General features: G+C 60.5%; 12 protein-coding genes. 5 read left to right on the top strand and 7 right to left on the bottom strand.

Annotation, left to right across the window (positions count from 1 at the left end):
* Positions 1-118: 118 nt before the first annotated feature.
* Entirely contained in the window at positions 119-2,128 is a 2,010-nt protein-coding gene (locus AC07V9_RS17580; protein ID WP_495016929.1) for a diguanylate cyclase, read from the bottom strand.
* A 159-nt stretch (positions 2,129-2,287) separates the two neighbouring features.
* The gene (gene rlmKL, locus AC07V9_RS17575; protein WP_495016928.1) at positions 2,288-4,558 is read right to left on the bottom strand and encodes a bifunctional 23S rRNA (guanine(2069)-N(7))-methyltransferase RlmK/23S rRNA (guanine(2445)-N(2))-methyltransferase RlmL; all 2,271 of its coding nucleotides are present in this window, start codon (positions 4,556-4,558) and stop codon (positions 2,288-2,290) included.
* A gap of 573 nt (positions 4,559-5,131) precedes the next feature.
* On the opposite strand from rlmKL, the gene rmf reads away from it, so the two are divergent.
* Positions 5,132-5,347 (top strand): ribosome modulation factor, encoded by a 216-nt coding sequence (gene rmf, locus AC07V9_RS17570; RefSeq protein WP_010223328.1) that lies wholly within the window; start codon positions 5,132-5,134, stop codon positions 5,345-5,347.
* A gap of 176 nt (positions 5,348-5,523) precedes the next feature.
* Here rmf and AC07V9_RS17565 read toward each other — a convergent pair whose 3' ends face one another.
* Positions 5,524-6,546 (bottom strand): quinone-dependent dihydroorotate dehydrogenase, encoded by a 1,023-nt coding sequence (locus tag AC07V9_RS17565; protein ID WP_495016927.1) that lies wholly within the window; start codon positions 6,544-6,546, stop codon positions 5,524-5,526.
* A 272-nt stretch (positions 6,547-6,818) separates the two neighbouring features.
* Here AC07V9_RS17565 and AC07V9_RS17560 point away from each other — a divergent pair, with 272 nt between their 5' ends.
* The 4 genes from AC07V9_RS17560 to AC07V9_RS17545 all read left to right on the top strand — a co-directional run bounded on the left by AC07V9_RS17560 (position 6,819) and on the right by AC07V9_RS17545 (position 11,790).
* Positions 6,819-8,027 carry a CmpA/NrtA family ABC transporter substrate-binding protein gene (locus AC07V9_RS17560; protein ID WP_495016926.1) on the top strand — a complete coding sequence of 403 codons (1,209 nt, stop codon included), beginning with the start codon at positions 6,819-6,821 and terminating at the stop codon, positions 8,025-8,027.
* Between the two features lie 13 nt (positions 8,028-8,040).
* The gene (locus AC07V9_RS17555; RefSeq protein WP_495016925.1) at positions 8,041-8,616 is read left to right on the top strand and encodes an ANTAR domain-containing response regulator; all 576 of its coding nucleotides are present in this window, start codon (positions 8,041-8,043) and stop codon (positions 8,614-8,616) included.
* Between the two features lie 250 nt (positions 8,617-8,866).
* The gene (locus tag AC07V9_RS17550) at positions 8,867-10,078 is read left to right on the top strand and encodes a nitrate/nitrite transporter (protein ID WP_495016924.1); all 1,212 of its coding nucleotides are present in this window, start codon (positions 8,867-8,869) and stop codon (positions 10,076-10,078) included.
* Between the two features lie 17 nt (positions 10,079-10,095).
* A complete protein-coding gene (locus tag AC07V9_RS17545; RefSeq protein ID WP_495016923.1) occupies positions 10,096-11,790 on the top strand; it encodes a bifunctional protein-serine/threonine kinase/phosphatase in 1,695 nt (564 codons plus the stop codon).
* 206 nt (positions 11,791-11,996) lie between these two features.
* Here AC07V9_RS17545 and AC07V9_RS17540 read toward each other — a convergent pair whose 3' ends face one another.
* From AC07V9_RS17540 to AC07V9_RS17525, 4 genes are all read right to left on the bottom strand, one after another.
* Complete coding sequence (locus AC07V9_RS17540) at positions 11,997-13,031, bottom strand: OmpA family protein (RefSeq protein ID WP_495016922.1); 1,035 nt, start codon at positions 13,029-13,031, stop codon at positions 11,997-11,999.
* Positions 13,032-13,138: 107 nt separating this feature from the next.
* A complete protein-coding gene (gene sigX / locus AC07V9_RS17535) occupies positions 13,139-13,729 on the bottom strand; it encodes an RNA polymerase sigma factor SigX (protein WP_495016921.1) in 591 nt (196 codons plus the stop codon).
* Positions 13,730-13,817: 88 nt separating this feature from the next.
* The gene (locus tag AC07V9_RS17530; RefSeq protein ID WP_495016920.1) at positions 13,818-14,642 is read right to left on the bottom strand and encodes a mechanosensitive ion channel family protein; all 825 of its coding nucleotides are present in this window, start codon (positions 14,640-14,642) and stop codon (positions 13,818-13,820) included.
* Between the two features lie 2 nt (positions 14,643-14,644).
* Entirely contained in the window at positions 14,645-14,908 is a 264-nt protein-coding gene (locus AC07V9_RS17525) for a CrfX protein (protein ID WP_495016919.1), read from the bottom strand.
* Positions 14,909-14,931 lie beyond the last annotated feature (23 nt).

Here is a 14,931-nt window from a genome sequence, read left to right as displayed (position 1 = left end):
GCATCGCAGACCTCCGAAAACGAATGTCGACTTTACAAGCTTAGCTGCCAGCAACACTTTACGCAGACAGAGCCAATTCATTCGCTCCCACAGGTTGCACAGCGTTTCGGCGACACCCTCAAACCAGCTCCGGCTCAATCCGATCACGCCCGCCCAATTTGGCCGCATACACCCCCGAATCCGCCCGCAGCAACAACGCATCCCCGCCCTCGCCTTCGCGCCAGCTGGCGATCCCGAAACTCGCTGTCACCCGTCCTACGCCATCCACCGGCTCGGCGCGCAACGCCGCCCACAATTCCGCCGCCAGTGCATAGGCCTGATCGCCATCGGTGTCCGGGCACAGCACCATGAACTCTTCCCCGCCCAGCCGACAAAACACGTCACTGCGTCGCAGGCGCTGACACAGACGCTCGCAGATCGCCTGCAGCACATGGTCGCCCACGGCATGGCCGAGCTGATCGTTGATGCGCTTGAAATGGTCGATGTCGAGCATGACCACCGCAAAAATCCCACCGTAACGGTCCACCCTCAGCAGTTCGGCCTGCAGACGTTCCTGGAAATAGCGACGGTTGTACACCCCGGTCAGCGAATCGGTCACCGACATCGTGCGCAGCTCTTCCTCAACACGCTTGCGCTCGGTGATATCCAGGCACACAGCTAGGTAGCCGACCCACTGATTGTGCTCGTCGAGCACGGGGCTGACCTGCATGTTGACCCGCAGACGGCTGCCGTCATGGCGCACGAAGGTCCAGTCGTTGGCCTGATGGCTCTGCTCTTCCAAGGCTTCTACCAGCATCGCTTCACAGGTTTCGATCGGCCGCCCGTAACGCTGGCTCAGTTCGGCGCCGTGCTGATCCAGCTCGGCGGGCAAGTGCAGCTGACGCAGGGTCAGCACGCCGCACACCCGCGCGCTGCTGTAACCCAGCATCTTTTCAGCGCCGATGTTGAAGGTGGTGATCACGCCGTCCAGATCGGTGGCGATAATCGCAACCTGGGTGGTTGCGTCCAACACGTTGCTCAATTGACTGTGGGCGCTGCGTAGCTGCTTCTCGCGCTGACGCAACAGCACAGTGCGCTGCTCCACCAGCCCAATGGCCCGCTGGCGCTGACTGATCAGCACATACAGCAAGGCGCTGAGCATGAAACTGAGCAACGCCCCCAGCACCACCACGCTGTCGTTGGAGGAAGGGTTGGCGCCGATGAACACCGCGGTAGGCCGCACCTGCAACTGATAGCTGCGCCCGGCGAAATTCAGCGTCTTGCTGATCAGCAGGTCACTGCTCACCGGGGCGGCGTCTGACTGATAGAGCGCGTCCGGCTCTTGAGGCGAGGTGATGTCTTCCAGGGTCAGTGCCAGATTGTCCTGATCCGCTGGGGGCAGCCCTTCGGTCATCATCTTGCGCAGGCTGATCACCGCCATGAGAAACCCTTGCAGGGCGCCCGGTTCGGTGACGCCAGCATGGGCGCGCAGAAACACCGGCGACACCAGCAATACGCCTTTGCGGTTCTCGCCTTCCAGGCCCACCAGTTCCATACGCGGGGACGCGGCCATGCCGCCGGAACGCAGCGCCCGCTCCAGCGTGGCGCGGCGCACCTCTTCGGAACCCACGTCAAAACCAAGGGGCAACGGGATGCTGCTGCGACTCTGGGTAAAGCGCACTGGAAAATACACAGGGCGCACCCCGGCAACCGCCAAATCGAGGCCTCTGCCCAGCTCACGCACGGAAAAATCGGTATGCCCCAAGTCACGCGCTTGCCGCTCGAAGGACAGGCGGTCGGGATCGGGCACCTTGGGCGCCCAGGAATAGGCCTGGGTGAAGATCAACAACGGACGAGCGAAACCGTCAAATTCTTCTTCGGAGACATCGTCGGAATAAACGAAAAAACGGCGCAGCCCGTCCAGACGACGGATCTGCCCTTCAAGACGGTCCTGGATACGGCTGACCCGCTCGGCCGCCAGCAACTCGAAACGCTGGTGCAACTGACGCTGGTACACGTCGATGTTGGCCAATGCCAGCAATGCAGTCAGCACCACGCCCGCGCCAAACACGAGCGTGGCAAGCACCCAGGACGAGGTGTCTTCGCTGATGAGGCCAAGGATCTTGGCGCTGGAAGGATTCGACGACATACGCAGCACTCATGGCGCCACCGTGTTGCCGCTACACGTGGCCAGAATTCACTTATAGCTATTCGCCATTAGTTTGCCTAGTGCTACATGTCGCCCTTCTTATAGTGTCGCTAGGCGCCGACCTCTGCGGGCCGGCGCCTGGTGCGTGGCGGGAACGATTCAGCGCGCCGTGATCTTCCACGCACGGTGGATCTTGCCGTTACGGGCGAAATCCGGATCGATCGTCTGCTGGGTGATTTCCTCGACCACATAACGCTCGGCCAGGTTTTCCTCCAGCTGAAACTTGCGGAAGTTGTTGGAAAAATACAGCACGCCGCCGCTGGCCAGACGCGCCATCGCCAGATCGATCAGCTGCACCTGATCGCGCTGCACATCGAATACGCCTTCCATGCGCTTGGAGTTGGAGAAGGTTGGCGGGTCGATGAAGATCAGGTCGTATTCGTCGCGACTGGATTCCAGCCATGCCATGACATCGCCCTGCTCCAGACGGTTTTTGTCCGAGAAGCCGTTGAGCGATAGGTTGCGCCGCGCCCAGTCCAGGTAGGTTTTCGACAGGTCGACGCTGGTGGTGCTGCGCGCGCCGCCCTTGGCGGCATGCACGCTGGCGGTCGCGGTGTAGCAGAACAGGTTGAGGAAGCGCTTGCCTGCCGCTTCACGCTGAATGCGCATGCGCATCGGGCGGTGATCGAGGAACAGACCGGTGTCCAGGTAGTCGGTCAGGTTGACCAGCAGCTTGATGCCGCCTTCGTTGACTTCGTTGAACTTGCCCTGTGCGCTCTGGCGCTCGTATTGCTTGGTGCCACTCTGGCGCTCGCGACGCTTGACCACGACGCGGCTCTTGTCGACGTTCAGCGCCTGAGGAATGGCCGCCAAGGCGTCGAACATGCGGATCGAGGCCTTTTCCGGGTCGATCGACTTGGGCGCTGCGTATTCCTGCACGTGGACCCAGTCGTGGTACAGGTCGATGGCCATGGCGTACTCAGGCATGTCGGCGTCATAGACGCGGTAACAATCGATGCCCTCGCGCTTGACCCATTTGCCCAGGGCCTTGACGTTCTTCTGCAGACGGTTGGCAAACATCTGCCCACCTTCGCTCAGACGCGGCTGTTCGATCACCGGCGCCGGGACTGGCGTTGGTTTGATCGGGTTGCCGTTCTTGTTGAACGTGCGCGCTTGCGGCTCGTCCGGGGTCTGGTCGTAGGCCGCTTGCTCGCGTTCTGCCTGGCGCTGCTCAGGGGTGCGACGCTCGCCGGTGACGAACTGATCCGGCAACACCTTGATCAGCAGCAGCTTGCACGGCAAGGCGCCATTCCAGAACGCATACTGCTTATGGCTGCGAATGCCCATGCGCTTGCCCAGGTCCGGCGCGCCGGTGAACACCGCGGCTTCCCAGTTCAGGCAGGCCTGACGCAGCCGCTCGCCCAGGTTCTGATAGAGGTACAACAGGCTGGCTTCGTCGCCCAAACGCTCGCCATACGGTGGGTTGCAGATGACCAGGCCTTTCTGGTTCTGGTCCGGACGCGGCTCGAAGGTCGCGACTTCGCCCTGGTAGATCTTGATCCACTCCGACAGCCCGGCGCGCTCGACGTTGTTGCGACCCGGCTGAATCAAGCGAGGGTCGGCTTCATAACCGCGAATCCACAGCGGCGGCTTGGCCAGACCCGCTTCGGCACGGGCCAGCGCTTCGTCGTGCAGCTTGCGCCACAGGGCCGGGACGTGACCCAGCCAGGCCGAAAAGCCCCAGCGCTCACGCTTGAGGTTGGGTGCAATATCGGCGGCGATCATCGCCGCTTCGACGAGGAACGTGCCCACACCGCACATCGGGTCGGCCAGTGCGCCGCCCTCGGCAGCGATGCGCGGCCAGCCGGCACGGATCAGCACGGCAGCCGCGAGGTTTTCCTTCAGCGGCGCCGCACCTTGCTGCAGGCGATAGCCGCGCTGGTGCAGGCTGTGACCCGATAAATCCAGCGAGAGAATCGCCTCGCCACGGTCCAGGCGCAGGTGAACGCGCAGGTCCGGGTTGAGCTTGTCGATGGATGGACGCGAGCCATCGGCAGTGCGCAGGCGGTCGACAATGGCGTCCTTGACCTTCAAGGCGCCGAAGTGGGTGTTGTCGATGCCCGAACCATGGCCGCTGAACTCCACCGCCAAGGTGCCATCAGGCTCCAGATGATCGGCCCACTCAATGTCGTGCACGCCGTGGTAGAGATCCTCGGCGTCCTTCATCGGGAAGCGCTTGAGCACCAACAGCACGCGGTTGGCCAAGCGCGACCACAGGCACAGCCGATAGGCGGTTTCCATGTCGGCGTGGCCACGAATGGTGGAGGTGTGTTCGCGGGTTTCCTGAAGGCCAAGCGCAGTGGCTTCCTCAGCGAGCAGGCCTTCGAGGCCTTTGGGACAGGTGAGGAAGAGTTCGTAGGGGTGCGACATGTGTATTCCAGAGCCTTTGGCTTGAGTGGCGGGACAACGCATTGTCCGGCCCGATTACAAGCAGGCGTCTTTCAAGGAGAACGCCTGCGTGGCACACAAGTTGTGCCGATTCACCGCCACGATACATTTCGCGGCGGCAGCGGTGCCGCACTCAACAGGGCGCGACACTTTGATATTAAAAAACCATTATTCAGCACGACAACGACCGTAATAAAAAGTCACATTGCTGACCCTTCGTCGTTTTAAATCTGACGTCAATCAGCCATCACCCGTTCTTGAGAACGACTCGCAAATTTCATCAAGACCCTCGTTTCAGGGGGCTCGGCGAAAAAAGTGCACTCGAAACGATTCAGCGCTTATGGTCTTAAAGTTCCAACGGTTACGTTCTTATGACAAAACGGTCATTCACAGCGTCCGGTGCATTGGTTAGAAATCACCTCAGGCCATCGGCGCAACGACGATGGTATCAAGGCCCGCGACGCCGGCAGCGGGCATAAAAGGCAGATGATTTCTGCCTGACCTCAACCTGAGGTCTCCAGGGACATTACAGTCAACAAACGAGGGCAACACCCTATGAGAAGACTTAAGCGTGATCCGTTGGAAAGAGCATTTTCGCGCGGATATCAATACGGCGTAACTGGTAAATCCCGTGAGCTTTGCCCATTTACTCTACCGTCGGTACGTCAAGCCTGGATCAACGGCTGGCGAGAAGGACGAGGCGACAACTGGGACGGTATGACCGGCACTGCGGGTATCCACAGACTCAACGAACTTCACGCGGTCGGCTGACACACCCGACTTAATAAGGTTTCTTAGGACTCAACATGGTTTCTTAACAGAGACCCGACAATCAGATTCGCTTTACACCTGAAACATGCACGTCCCATCCGGACGGCGGGCTTACGCCCAAAGAGGGGTTCCTTATCGGAACCCCTCTTTTTTATGGGCGCTATTTTGCTGGCTCTTTACCGAGGCATTGCCGCAATGGCGTCGACCGACTCGCGAATCAGCGCTGGCCCCTTATAGATGAAGCCCGAATACACCTGCACGAGACTCGCACCGGCAGCGATCTTCTCGGCCGCGTGCTTGCCTTCGGTAATGCCACCGGCCGCAATGATCGGCAGTTTCCCGCCCAGCTCACCGGCCAGCACTTTGACAATATGGGTGCTCTTCTCACGCACCGGCGCACCGGACAGACCGCCCGCCTCGTCGGCGTGGGGCAGGCCTTCGACGCCTTCGCGGCTCAGGGTGGTGTTGGTGGCGATCACCGCGTCCATTCCCGATTCCAGCAGCGCGCTGGCCACCAGCACGGTTTCTTCATCGCTCATGTCCGGGGCGATCTTGATCGCCAGCGGCACACGCTTGCCGTGGGTCTGGGTCAGGACTTCCTGTCGCAGGCGCAAAGCTTGGAGCAGTTGCTTGAGCGAGTCGCCAAATTGCAGGCTGCGCAGGCCCGGGGTATTGGGCGAGCTGACATTGACGGTGATGTAGCTGGCGTGGGCGTAGACCTTGTCCAGGCAGATCAGGTAGTCGTCAACCGCACGCTCCACGGGGGTGTCGAAGTTCTTGCCGATGTTGATGCCCAGAATGCCGTTGTAGTTGGCGGCCTGCACACGGCCGACCAGGTTGTCGACGCCCAGGTTGTTGAAGCCCATGCGGTTGATGATGCCTTCAGCGTGGGGTAGGCGGAAAATCCGCGGTTTCGGATTGCCCGGCTGCGGACGCGGCGTCACGGTGCCGATTTCGACGAAGCCGAAACCCAGCTGGGCAAAGCCGTCGATGGCCGCGCCGTTTTTGTCCAGACCCGCCGCCAAACCCACAGGATTGGGGAACTGCAGGCCCATGACCGTCACCGGAAAGCGCGCGGGCGCCTTGCTCAACAGGCCATTGAGCCCCAGCCGACCGCCTGCGCCGATCAGGTCGATAGACAGGTCGTGGGAGGTTTCCGGGGAGAGTTTGAACAGTAACTGGCGGGCCAAGTTATACATGGGCGGGCGCGGCTCGTTTGAGGCTGAAGTCAGCGGCCGATTATAGACAGCCCAAGGGTCGAGCGCGAGGCATGTCGCGAAGTTTGCATAAGGGCGGCCGGCCAATGGCATATCGCTTGCTTGAGCCTTCTTATAGAACGTGCTCCAACGGCGGAGCGCGCCTCGGACAATGACGTCGTCACTGCACAGGTAAAGGCTTGGCGCGGTGCGGCGTTTTTTTATGGAAGATCGCAGCCCTTTGAGCCTGCGGCCTTCAGGCGGAACCGAAAACCATGAACGACAGCTTCGATACGCCACAGGCGTGGATCAACGGCAGCGACGCGCCGGAACTGAGCAGCATCGATGTGGGTTTCATGCCCCTCACCGACAGCGCCTCACTGATTGTCGCCGCCACTCAGGGCTTCGCCCAGCTTTATGGCTTGAACATCAACCTGCGCCGTCAGAGCTCCTGGGCGAACCTTCGTGACAAGCTGATCAACGGCGAACTGCACGCTGCTCATAGCCTGTATGGGCTGATCTATGCCGCTCAACTGGGCATCGGTTCTCCCGCCAACGACATGGCCGTGCTCATGGGCCTGAACCAGAACGGCCAGAGCATCAACCTGTCTGCCGACCTGCAGCACGCAGGCGTGATCACTCCTGACGCACTGGACCTGCGCACGCACCAAAGCGGGACAAAACTCACCTTTGCCCAGACCCTGCCCACTGGTAATCACGCGATGTGGCTGTATTACTGGCTCGCCAGCCAGGGTATACACCCGCTGCAGGATGTCGACAGCGTGGTGGTGCCGCCGCCGCAGATGGTCGAACACCTCAAGGCCGGACGTATCGACGGCTTTTGCGTGGGTGAGCCATGGGGCGCCAGCGCTGTGAATCAGAACCTCGGTTTCACCCTGGCGACCAGCCAGACGATCTGGCCCGATCACCCGGAAAAAGTGCTGGGTTGCACCCGCGAGTTCGTCCAGCGCCACCCCAACACCGCGCGAGCGCTGATCATGGCCGTGCTCGACGCCAGCCGCTTCATCGAGGACAGCCTGGACAACCGCCGCAGCGCTGCACACATGCTCAGCGGCAGGGACTTCGTCAATGCGCAGGTCGAAGACATCGAGGCCCGCCTGCTGGGTCAATACGCCGACGGGCTGGGCAATCACTGGCAGGATCACCACGCGGTCAGCTTCCATCGTCAGGGCGAGGTGAACATGCCTTGGCTGTCCGACGGCATGTGGTTCATGACCCAGTTTCGCCGCTGGGGTCTGCTGCGCGAGGACCCGGATTATCTGGGTATCGCCAGCCAGGTGCAGCAACTGGCGCTGTATCGTCAGGCCGCCGAGGCGCTGGATGTGCCGGTGCCCGAATCGGTGATGCGCAGCAGCCAGCTCATCGATGGCAAGATCTGGGATGGCAGCGATCCGGTGGCCTACGCCCACGGCTTCAAACTTCATGCGCTGGCCGACGACACGTCTGTCACGCGCGCTCGCTGAAGGAGACGCGACGATGCTGCGAATCCTGCTGATCAACGACACGCCCAAAAAGGTCGGACGGCTGAAAACCGCGCTGACTGAAGCGGGCTTCGAGGTGATCGACGAGTCCGGCCTGGTCATTGACCTGCCCCAGCGGGTGCAGGCCGTGCGCCCGGACGTGATCCTCATCGACACCGAATCCCCCGGTCGCGATGTGATGGAACAGGTGGTGCTGGTCACCCGCGACCTGCCCCGACCCATCGTCATGTTCACCGACGAGCACGACCCGAACGTCATGCGTCAAGCCATCAAATCCGGGGTCAGTGCCTACATCGTCGAGGGCATTCACGCACAACGTCTGCAGCCGATACTCGACGTGGCCATGGCCCGCTTCGAAAGTGACCAGGACCTGCGCGCACAATTGCACGCGCGGGATCAGCAGTTGGCCGAACGCAAGCGCATCGAAACCGCCAAAGGCCTGCTGATGAAGATGAAAAACTGCAACGAAGAAGAGGCCTACACCCTGATGCGGCGCCAAGCCATGAGCCGTCAGCAAAAGCTGGTGCAGGTGGCCGAGCAGATCATCGCCATGAGCGAACTATTGGGTTGATGCCACCGTGCGGCCAACTGGCCCACGTTTTGCTACATGAATCACACAGGTAGCCAACGGCGGTTACCCACTTACGACAAAGACGTCGCACACCCCTTCGCTCAGCGCGGACAGGGTTGCGACGTTTTTTCGTTTTGGCCGCAAAAACGGGCCGGTGGAGCGCCGTTGGCTGCTCCACCTGCAAGACCCGACACGTGGCGGTGCAAGCGACTTCACCACCGACAACGATTTCCTGCAGATGAGGTGTGAGATGAATACAAGTTTCTGGAAAGCCGGCCACAAGCCCACGCTGTTCGCAGCCTTCCTCTATTTCGACCTGAGCTTCATGGTCTGGTACCTGCTGGGCCCTTTGGCGGTGCAGATTGCCGGCGACCTGCACCTCAGCACGCAACAGCGCGGCTTGATGGTCGCTACACCGATTCTCGCGGGCGCCTTTTTGCGCTTTCTGATGGGCATGCTGGCTGACCAGCTGTCACCCAAGACCGCTGGCATCATCGGCCAGATCATCGTCATCGTCGCGCTGCTCTGCGCCTGGCAGCTGGGCATTCACAGCTATGAGCAGGCGCTGCTGTTGGGCATTTTCCTCGGCATGGCCGGCGCGTCGTTCGCAGTGGCCCTGCCCCTGGCGTCGCAATGGTACCCGCCGCAACACCAAGGCAAGGCCATGGGCATCGCCGGGGCTGGCAACTCGGGAACCGTTTTCGCAGCGCTGATCGCCCCTGTGCTCGCCGCTGCATTCGGCTGGAGCAACGTTTTCGGCTTCGCCGTACTGCCGCTGGTATTCACCCTGATCGCTTTTACCCTGATGGCGCGCAACGCCCCGGAACGCCCGAAAGCCAAATCCATGGGCGACTACCTCAAGGCTCTGGGCGATCGCGACAGCTGGTGGTTCATGTTCTTTTACAGCGTAACCTTCGGCGGCTTCATTGGCCTGGCGAGCGCCCTGCCCGGCTACTTCAACGACCAGTATGGCCTGAGCCCGGTGACCGCCGGTTATTACACCGCAGCCTGCGTGTTCGGCGGCAGCCTCATGCGTCCACTGGGTGGCGCGCTGGCCGACCGTTTCGGCGGCATCCGCACGCTGTCGGGGATGTACGCCGTCGCCGCCATCTGCGTCGCCGCCGTGGGTTTCAACCTGCCCAGTTCCTGGGCGGCACTGGCGCTGTTCGTCGCAGCCATGCTCGGCCTCGGTGCAGGTAACGGCGCAGTGTTCCAACTGGTCCCACAACGCTTTCGCAAGGAGATCGGCGTGATGACCGGCCTCATCGGCATGGCGGGCGGCATCGGTGGCTTCCTGTTGGCGGCAGGTTTGGGGGCCATCAAACAGAACACCGGCGACTACCAACTGGGCCTGTGGCTGTTCGCGTTGCTCGGCGTGCTGGCCTGGTTCGGCCTGATGAACGTCAAGCGTCGCTGGAGAACCACTTGGGGTTCGGCGGCCGTCACCGCTGCCCGCGTCTGACCGATAAAGGAACGGCCATGAACCAGCCTCTGACGCTGAAGCCCACGCTGCCAGATGCGCTGCGTCTGCGCTTCGCTGAGTTCAGCGCCAGTGGGCCAAGGGCCGAGAATCAGGACGCGACGCGTCTGGTCACCCCTGCCCCGGCGCTGGCGGCGAGCAAAGGCTATCTCTTCGCGCTGGCCGACGGCGTCAGCCAATGCGCCGACGGCGGGCTGGCTTCGCGCTCGACCCTGCAATCCCTGGCGCTGGATTACTATTGCACGCCGGAAACCTGGGGCGTGGCTCAAGCCCTGGATCGCCTGTTGCTGGCGCAGAATCGCTGGCTGCAGGCCAATGGCTTGCTGACCACTCTCAGCGCGGTGGTCTTGCGAGGGCGGCGCTTCACCCTCGCTCATATCGGCGATTGCCGGATATATCGCTGGCTCGACGGCACGCTGCAACGCATCTCTGTCGATCATGTCTGGGAGCAGCCCGACATGCAGCACGTGCTCAAGCGCGCCCTGGGGCTGGATCAGCACGTGGTCATGGATTATCTCGACGGCGAATTGCGCCAGGGCGAGCGCCTGCTGGTGGTCAGCGATGGCGTCTGGTCGACATTGGGTGACGGGCGAATCGCCTCGATCCTCGGCGAACAAAACGACCTCGACAACGCCGTGCGCACGCTGGTGAACACCGCTCACCTGGCCGGCAGTCAGGACAACGCCACGGCGCTGCTGATCGAAGTTGAAGCACTGGGCGCTGACACTCTGGGCGATACCCTGGCCCGGTTGCAGCAGTGGCCGGTGCCCCCGACGCTCAAGCCTGGCCAATCCTTCGAGGGCTGGCAGGTCGAGGCGCGCCTCGGCGATTCCCGGCAATCTTTAATCTACCGGGTGCGGGACAACCAGGAGCAACCCTGGCTGCTCAAAACCCTGCCCCACAGTCGCCGCAACGAGTCCGGTGCGGCTCAGGCATTGCTGCTGGAAGAATGGTTTTTGCGCCGGGTGGCCGGGAGATTCTTTGCGCAGGTGCATCCGTTGCCCGAACGCCAACACCTCTATTACGTCATGCGCGAGTACCCCGGCCAGACACTGGCGCAAAGCTTCGTTCACGAGGGCCCGATGGAGCTGACTCGCTGGTTGAGCCTGGCGCGCCAGCTGATCGGCGCGGTTGGCCTGCTGCACAGGCGCAACATCCTGCACCGCGACATCAAGCCGGAAAACCTGCTCATCAATGACGACGGCGAGTTGAGGGTACTGGACTTCGGCCTCGCCTTTTGCCCCGGCCTTTCGGCCGACATGCCGGGGGAGGTACCTGGCACGCCAAGTTTCATCGCGCCGGAAGCATTTGAAGGCGCTGCTCCCGCGCCAGCGCTGGACCTGTATGCCGCCAGCGTCACGTTGTTTTTCCTGCTGACGGGGCACTACCCCTACGGCGAAATCGAGGCCTTCCAACATCGCCGCTTCGTTCGCCCGACGCCTGTCACCCGCTATCGCCCCGATACCCCCGAATGGCTGGAACAGCACCTGGAACGTGCGCTGCAAGCTGCCCCCGAGCAACGCTTCGAGACTGCTGAAGAGTGGCTGCTGCAACTGCAACACGGAGAACTGGCGACGCTGAACCCGCGCCCCAGACCCCTGCTAGAGCGCGAGCCGCTCAAGGTCTGGCGAACCGTTGCGCTGGTGTCGCTGGCGATCAATCTGCTGCTGTGGGTCTGGCTGATTCGACACTAGATACGCCGCTCACCTCCCATGCTTTCGACAAGAAGGCTAATTGCATCTACGCAATTCAACTGGCGAATCCGGACATTTTATTGCCACTTACCTGCGGCTCATCGGCAACACTGTCGATAGTCTGCGTGACCCTTCAGACGAAATTCTCAAGAAGCAGAAAAAGAAAAACCCGGCCGAGGCCGGGTTTTTCGTAAAGCGTGGGCTAATTACTTAGCTTCTGCTTCAACCTTCGCTTCTACGCGACGGTTCACAGCACGGCCAGCGTCAGTTGCGTTGTCAGCAACTGGGCGGGATTCGCCGTAACCAACCGAGTTAACGCGGTTAGCGCCAACACCGTACTGGTTAACCAGGACTTGTTTAACGGCGTTTGCACGACGCTCGGACAGTTTCTGGTTGTAAGCGTCAGGACCGACGGAGTCAGTGTGACCTTCAACAGTGGTGGTGGTTTGTGGGTACTGCTTCATGAAGTCAGCCAGGTTCTTGATGTCGCCGTAGCTGTTTGGCTTGACGACCGACTTGTTGAAGTCGAATTTCACGTCCAGCTCAACACGTACGACTTCAGCAACAGCTGGGCAGCCATTGGCATCAACGGTGACGTTGGCCGGGGTGTCAGGGCACTTGTCAACGTTGTCGCACACGCCGTCGTTGTCGCTGTCGGAGCACACTTCAGCCACTGGAGCCGGTGCTGCTTCAACTTTCTTCGAACCGCCGCCGAAGTTTACACCGATACCGACGCTAGGAGCCCACTCGGTGTCGCCCTGGTCGATGTTGTACTGAGCTTCAACGCCAGCACGGGCGTAGAAGTTGTCGGTGAAGTACAGCTTGGCGCCGCCGCCGATGTTGGCGAAGGTGGAACGGTTACGACCGCCCGAGCCGTTCTGACCGATGCTCTGATCGGAGAAACCAGCCGAAACGTACGGACGCAGCATGTCGCCCGGGTTGTTGAAGTGGTACAGAGCGTCCAGAGCGGTGTTAGCGCCCTTGATGTTACGACCGTCGTCGCTACGAACGTTGTGCACTTCGTCGTAACCCAGACGCAATTCAACGTCGTCGGTCAGGAAGTAGCCAACAGAACCACCGAACAGGTTGCCGTTATTTTTGAAATCACGAGCGCTGTCGAACTGTTCTTTTTTGGCGAAGCCTTCGATTTCGACTGCGCCTTGGCCTTGTGCCAGAGCGCCGAACGAAGTTGCGGCAACAATAGTACCAATGGCCAAGCCCAAGGTGTTTTTCAGTTTCATCCGTTAAATCCCCATCTGGTGATTGTGAAGCAGTCTCCGTATTCGGGAGACAACTCATCGGCAAGTCTATCAGAACTTGCCTGCCCGTTAGAGATATTTGCTCCGAGTTAAGTTTCGGTCACGCCTGCAAATTTCTCACGTAATTTATCAAGTGCCCGTTTGTAGCGCATTTTCGTGGCACTCAGGCCCATATGCATTATGTCTGCGATCTCCTGAAATTCCAGCTCTGCGACGAATCGCAGCACCAGGATCTCCCTGTCGATCGGGTTCACATGCACCAGCCAGCGATCGAGTCCGCCTTTCTCTTCCGGTTTCGGCGCCTTTTCTTCCGACGCTTCCTCAAGAGGGTCCAGACTCAAAGCATCCATCAACCGACGCTTTCGCCGCTCCTTTCTGTACTGCGTGATGCATTCGTTGTAGGTGATGCTGTAGAGCCAGGTCTTGAATTTCGATTTTCCTTCGAAATTCTTCAAGCCATACAACACCTTAAGCATCACCTCCTGACAGACATCGTCAGCATCGCGATCGTTCCCTAAATAGCGTGCGCAGACGTTAAAAAGTGTCCGCTGGTAGCGACGCATCAGCTCTTCATACGCCCGAGTCACGTGAAACAACTCGGCGTGCGAACGCGCAACCAACTCCTCATCGGAGAGCTCGCGGGGGTCGTAACGCAGTAGGTGCGGTTGGGGCTTATTCAAAACAGAGTGTGCCGACAGTCAGTTCAATATCCGCCACGGACCCGAGTACCGGGATTTTGCGGCGGCATACATTAGCAGATTTGCCGGTTCAGCGGCTGCTCACTCGCTGCTCGAGAAGGATGCGGTTCGACATCGACACCAGCTCCCCTTCGTCGGTCAGCAGGGTGGTTTTCACCGTGCCAATCTCTTCGATCTGCCCTTCGACCTCTCCAACCCGCACTTGTTGCCCTACTTGGTACAACTCCCGTACATAAATTCCTGCCAGGATCTGGCTCGCGATTTCGCGGCTTCCCAGCCCCATAGCCAAAGCAACGGCCAGACCAACGGTAATCAATCCGATCACGATAACGTGGTTCAGCAGGTCGGTTTTCACCTCCAGCTGACTGATCGCCACCGAAATGCTGATGATGATCACCAGCCATTGGGCCACACGCCCCAAGCCTGCCGCGTAATCCAGCCCGACGCCTTCAGCGGCGCCGCGCACCACACCATTGACCACCTGCGCCAGCAGCACCCCCACCAGCAGCACCAGCGCCGCGCCGAACACCTTTGGCAGGTACAACGCGAGCATGTCCAGCGTCGCGGAAACCCGCTCAAGGCCAAGGGATTCTGCCGCCGACACCAGGAAAATCAAAAGCACAAACCAATACACGATCTTTCCGATCAGGGTCGAAATCGGGACCTGGACCCCGGCGCGGCTGATCAGTTTGGTCAGGCCCGTACCGCCCATCAGGCGATCCAGACCCAGTTTTGCCAACAGTTTGGATAGCAGGGTATCGAGCAGCTTGGCCACCACGAAACCCAACAGAACAACCACCAGAGCGCCGAACAGGTTCGGGATGAAGTTCGCGACTTTGGTCCACAACGCAGTCATTGCGGTGACCAGGCTCTGGGTCCAGAGATCCAATTCCATATTCAATCAGCCTTGTCTTGTGCACCGAAAAAAGTGTTACCGGCATTCGTCGCCTTAGGACGGGAAACAGGTGAAACGTGAGCCGAACCGTTGTTGACAGCGATCATCAATCCTTGCATGCAGCGGCCAAGCAAACCGAACAGGTCACCGGCGCCCACCTGACGGTTGGCAGTCTTCAGGACACGGCCCAAAACCGCGTCGTCGTCCCGGCTGGTGGACGAAGAATTGAGCATGTCTCGCAGTGATTCTTCAAACGGGTCGTGCATGGGCACCTCACGTAATGTCACTG

Source organism: Pseudomonas sp. GW821-FHT02A11, assembly GCF_059421985.1.
This window is presented reverse-complemented; position numbering and strand designations above follow the sequence as displayed.

Excerpts from the sequence above, each read along its gene's own strand:
- AC07V9_RS17580 (WP_495016929.1), bottom strand. The coding sequence starts at position 2,128 with ATGTCGTCGAATCCTTCCAGCGCCAAGATCCTTGGCCTCATCAGCGAA.
- AC07V9_RS17540 (WP_495016922.1), bottom strand. The coding sequence starts at position 13,031 with ATGAAACTGAAAAACACCTTGGGCTTGGCCATTGGTACTATTGTTGCC.
- AC07V9_RS17545 (WP_495016923.1), top strand. The coding sequence starts at position 10,096 with ATGAACCAGCCTCTGACGCTGAAGCCCACGCTGCCAGATGCGCTGCGT.
- rmf (WP_010223328.1), top strand. The coding sequence starts at position 5,132 with ATGAGAAGACTTAAGCGTGATCCGTTGGAAAGAGCATTTTCGCGCGGA.
- AC07V9_RS17555 (WP_495016925.1), top strand. The coding sequence starts at position 8,041 with ATGCTGCGAATCCTGCTGATCAACGACACGCCCAAAAAGGTCGGACGG.
- rlmKL (WP_495016928.1), bottom strand. The coding sequence starts at position 4,558 with ATGTCGCACCCCTACGAACTCTTCCTCACCTGTCCCAAAGGCCTCGAA.
- AC07V9_RS17560 (WP_495016926.1), top strand. The coding sequence starts at position 6,819 with ATGAACGACAGCTTCGATACGCCACAGGCGTGGATCAACGGCAGCGAC.
- AC07V9_RS17530 (WP_495016920.1), bottom strand. The coding sequence starts at position 14,642 with ATGGAATTGGATCTCTGGACCCAGAGCCTGGTCACCGCAATGACTGCG.
- AC07V9_RS17550 (WP_495016924.1), top strand. The coding sequence starts at position 8,867 with ATGAATACAAGTTTCTGGAAAGCCGGCCACAAGCCCACGCTGTTCGCA.
- AC07V9_RS17525 (WP_495016919.1), bottom strand. The coding sequence starts at position 14,908 with ATGCACGACCCGTTTGAAGAATCACTGCGAGACATGCTCAATTCTTCG.
- AC07V9_RS17565 (WP_495016927.1), bottom strand. The coding sequence starts at position 6,546 with ATGTATAACTTGGCCCGCCAGTTACTGTTCAAACTCTCCCCGGAAACC.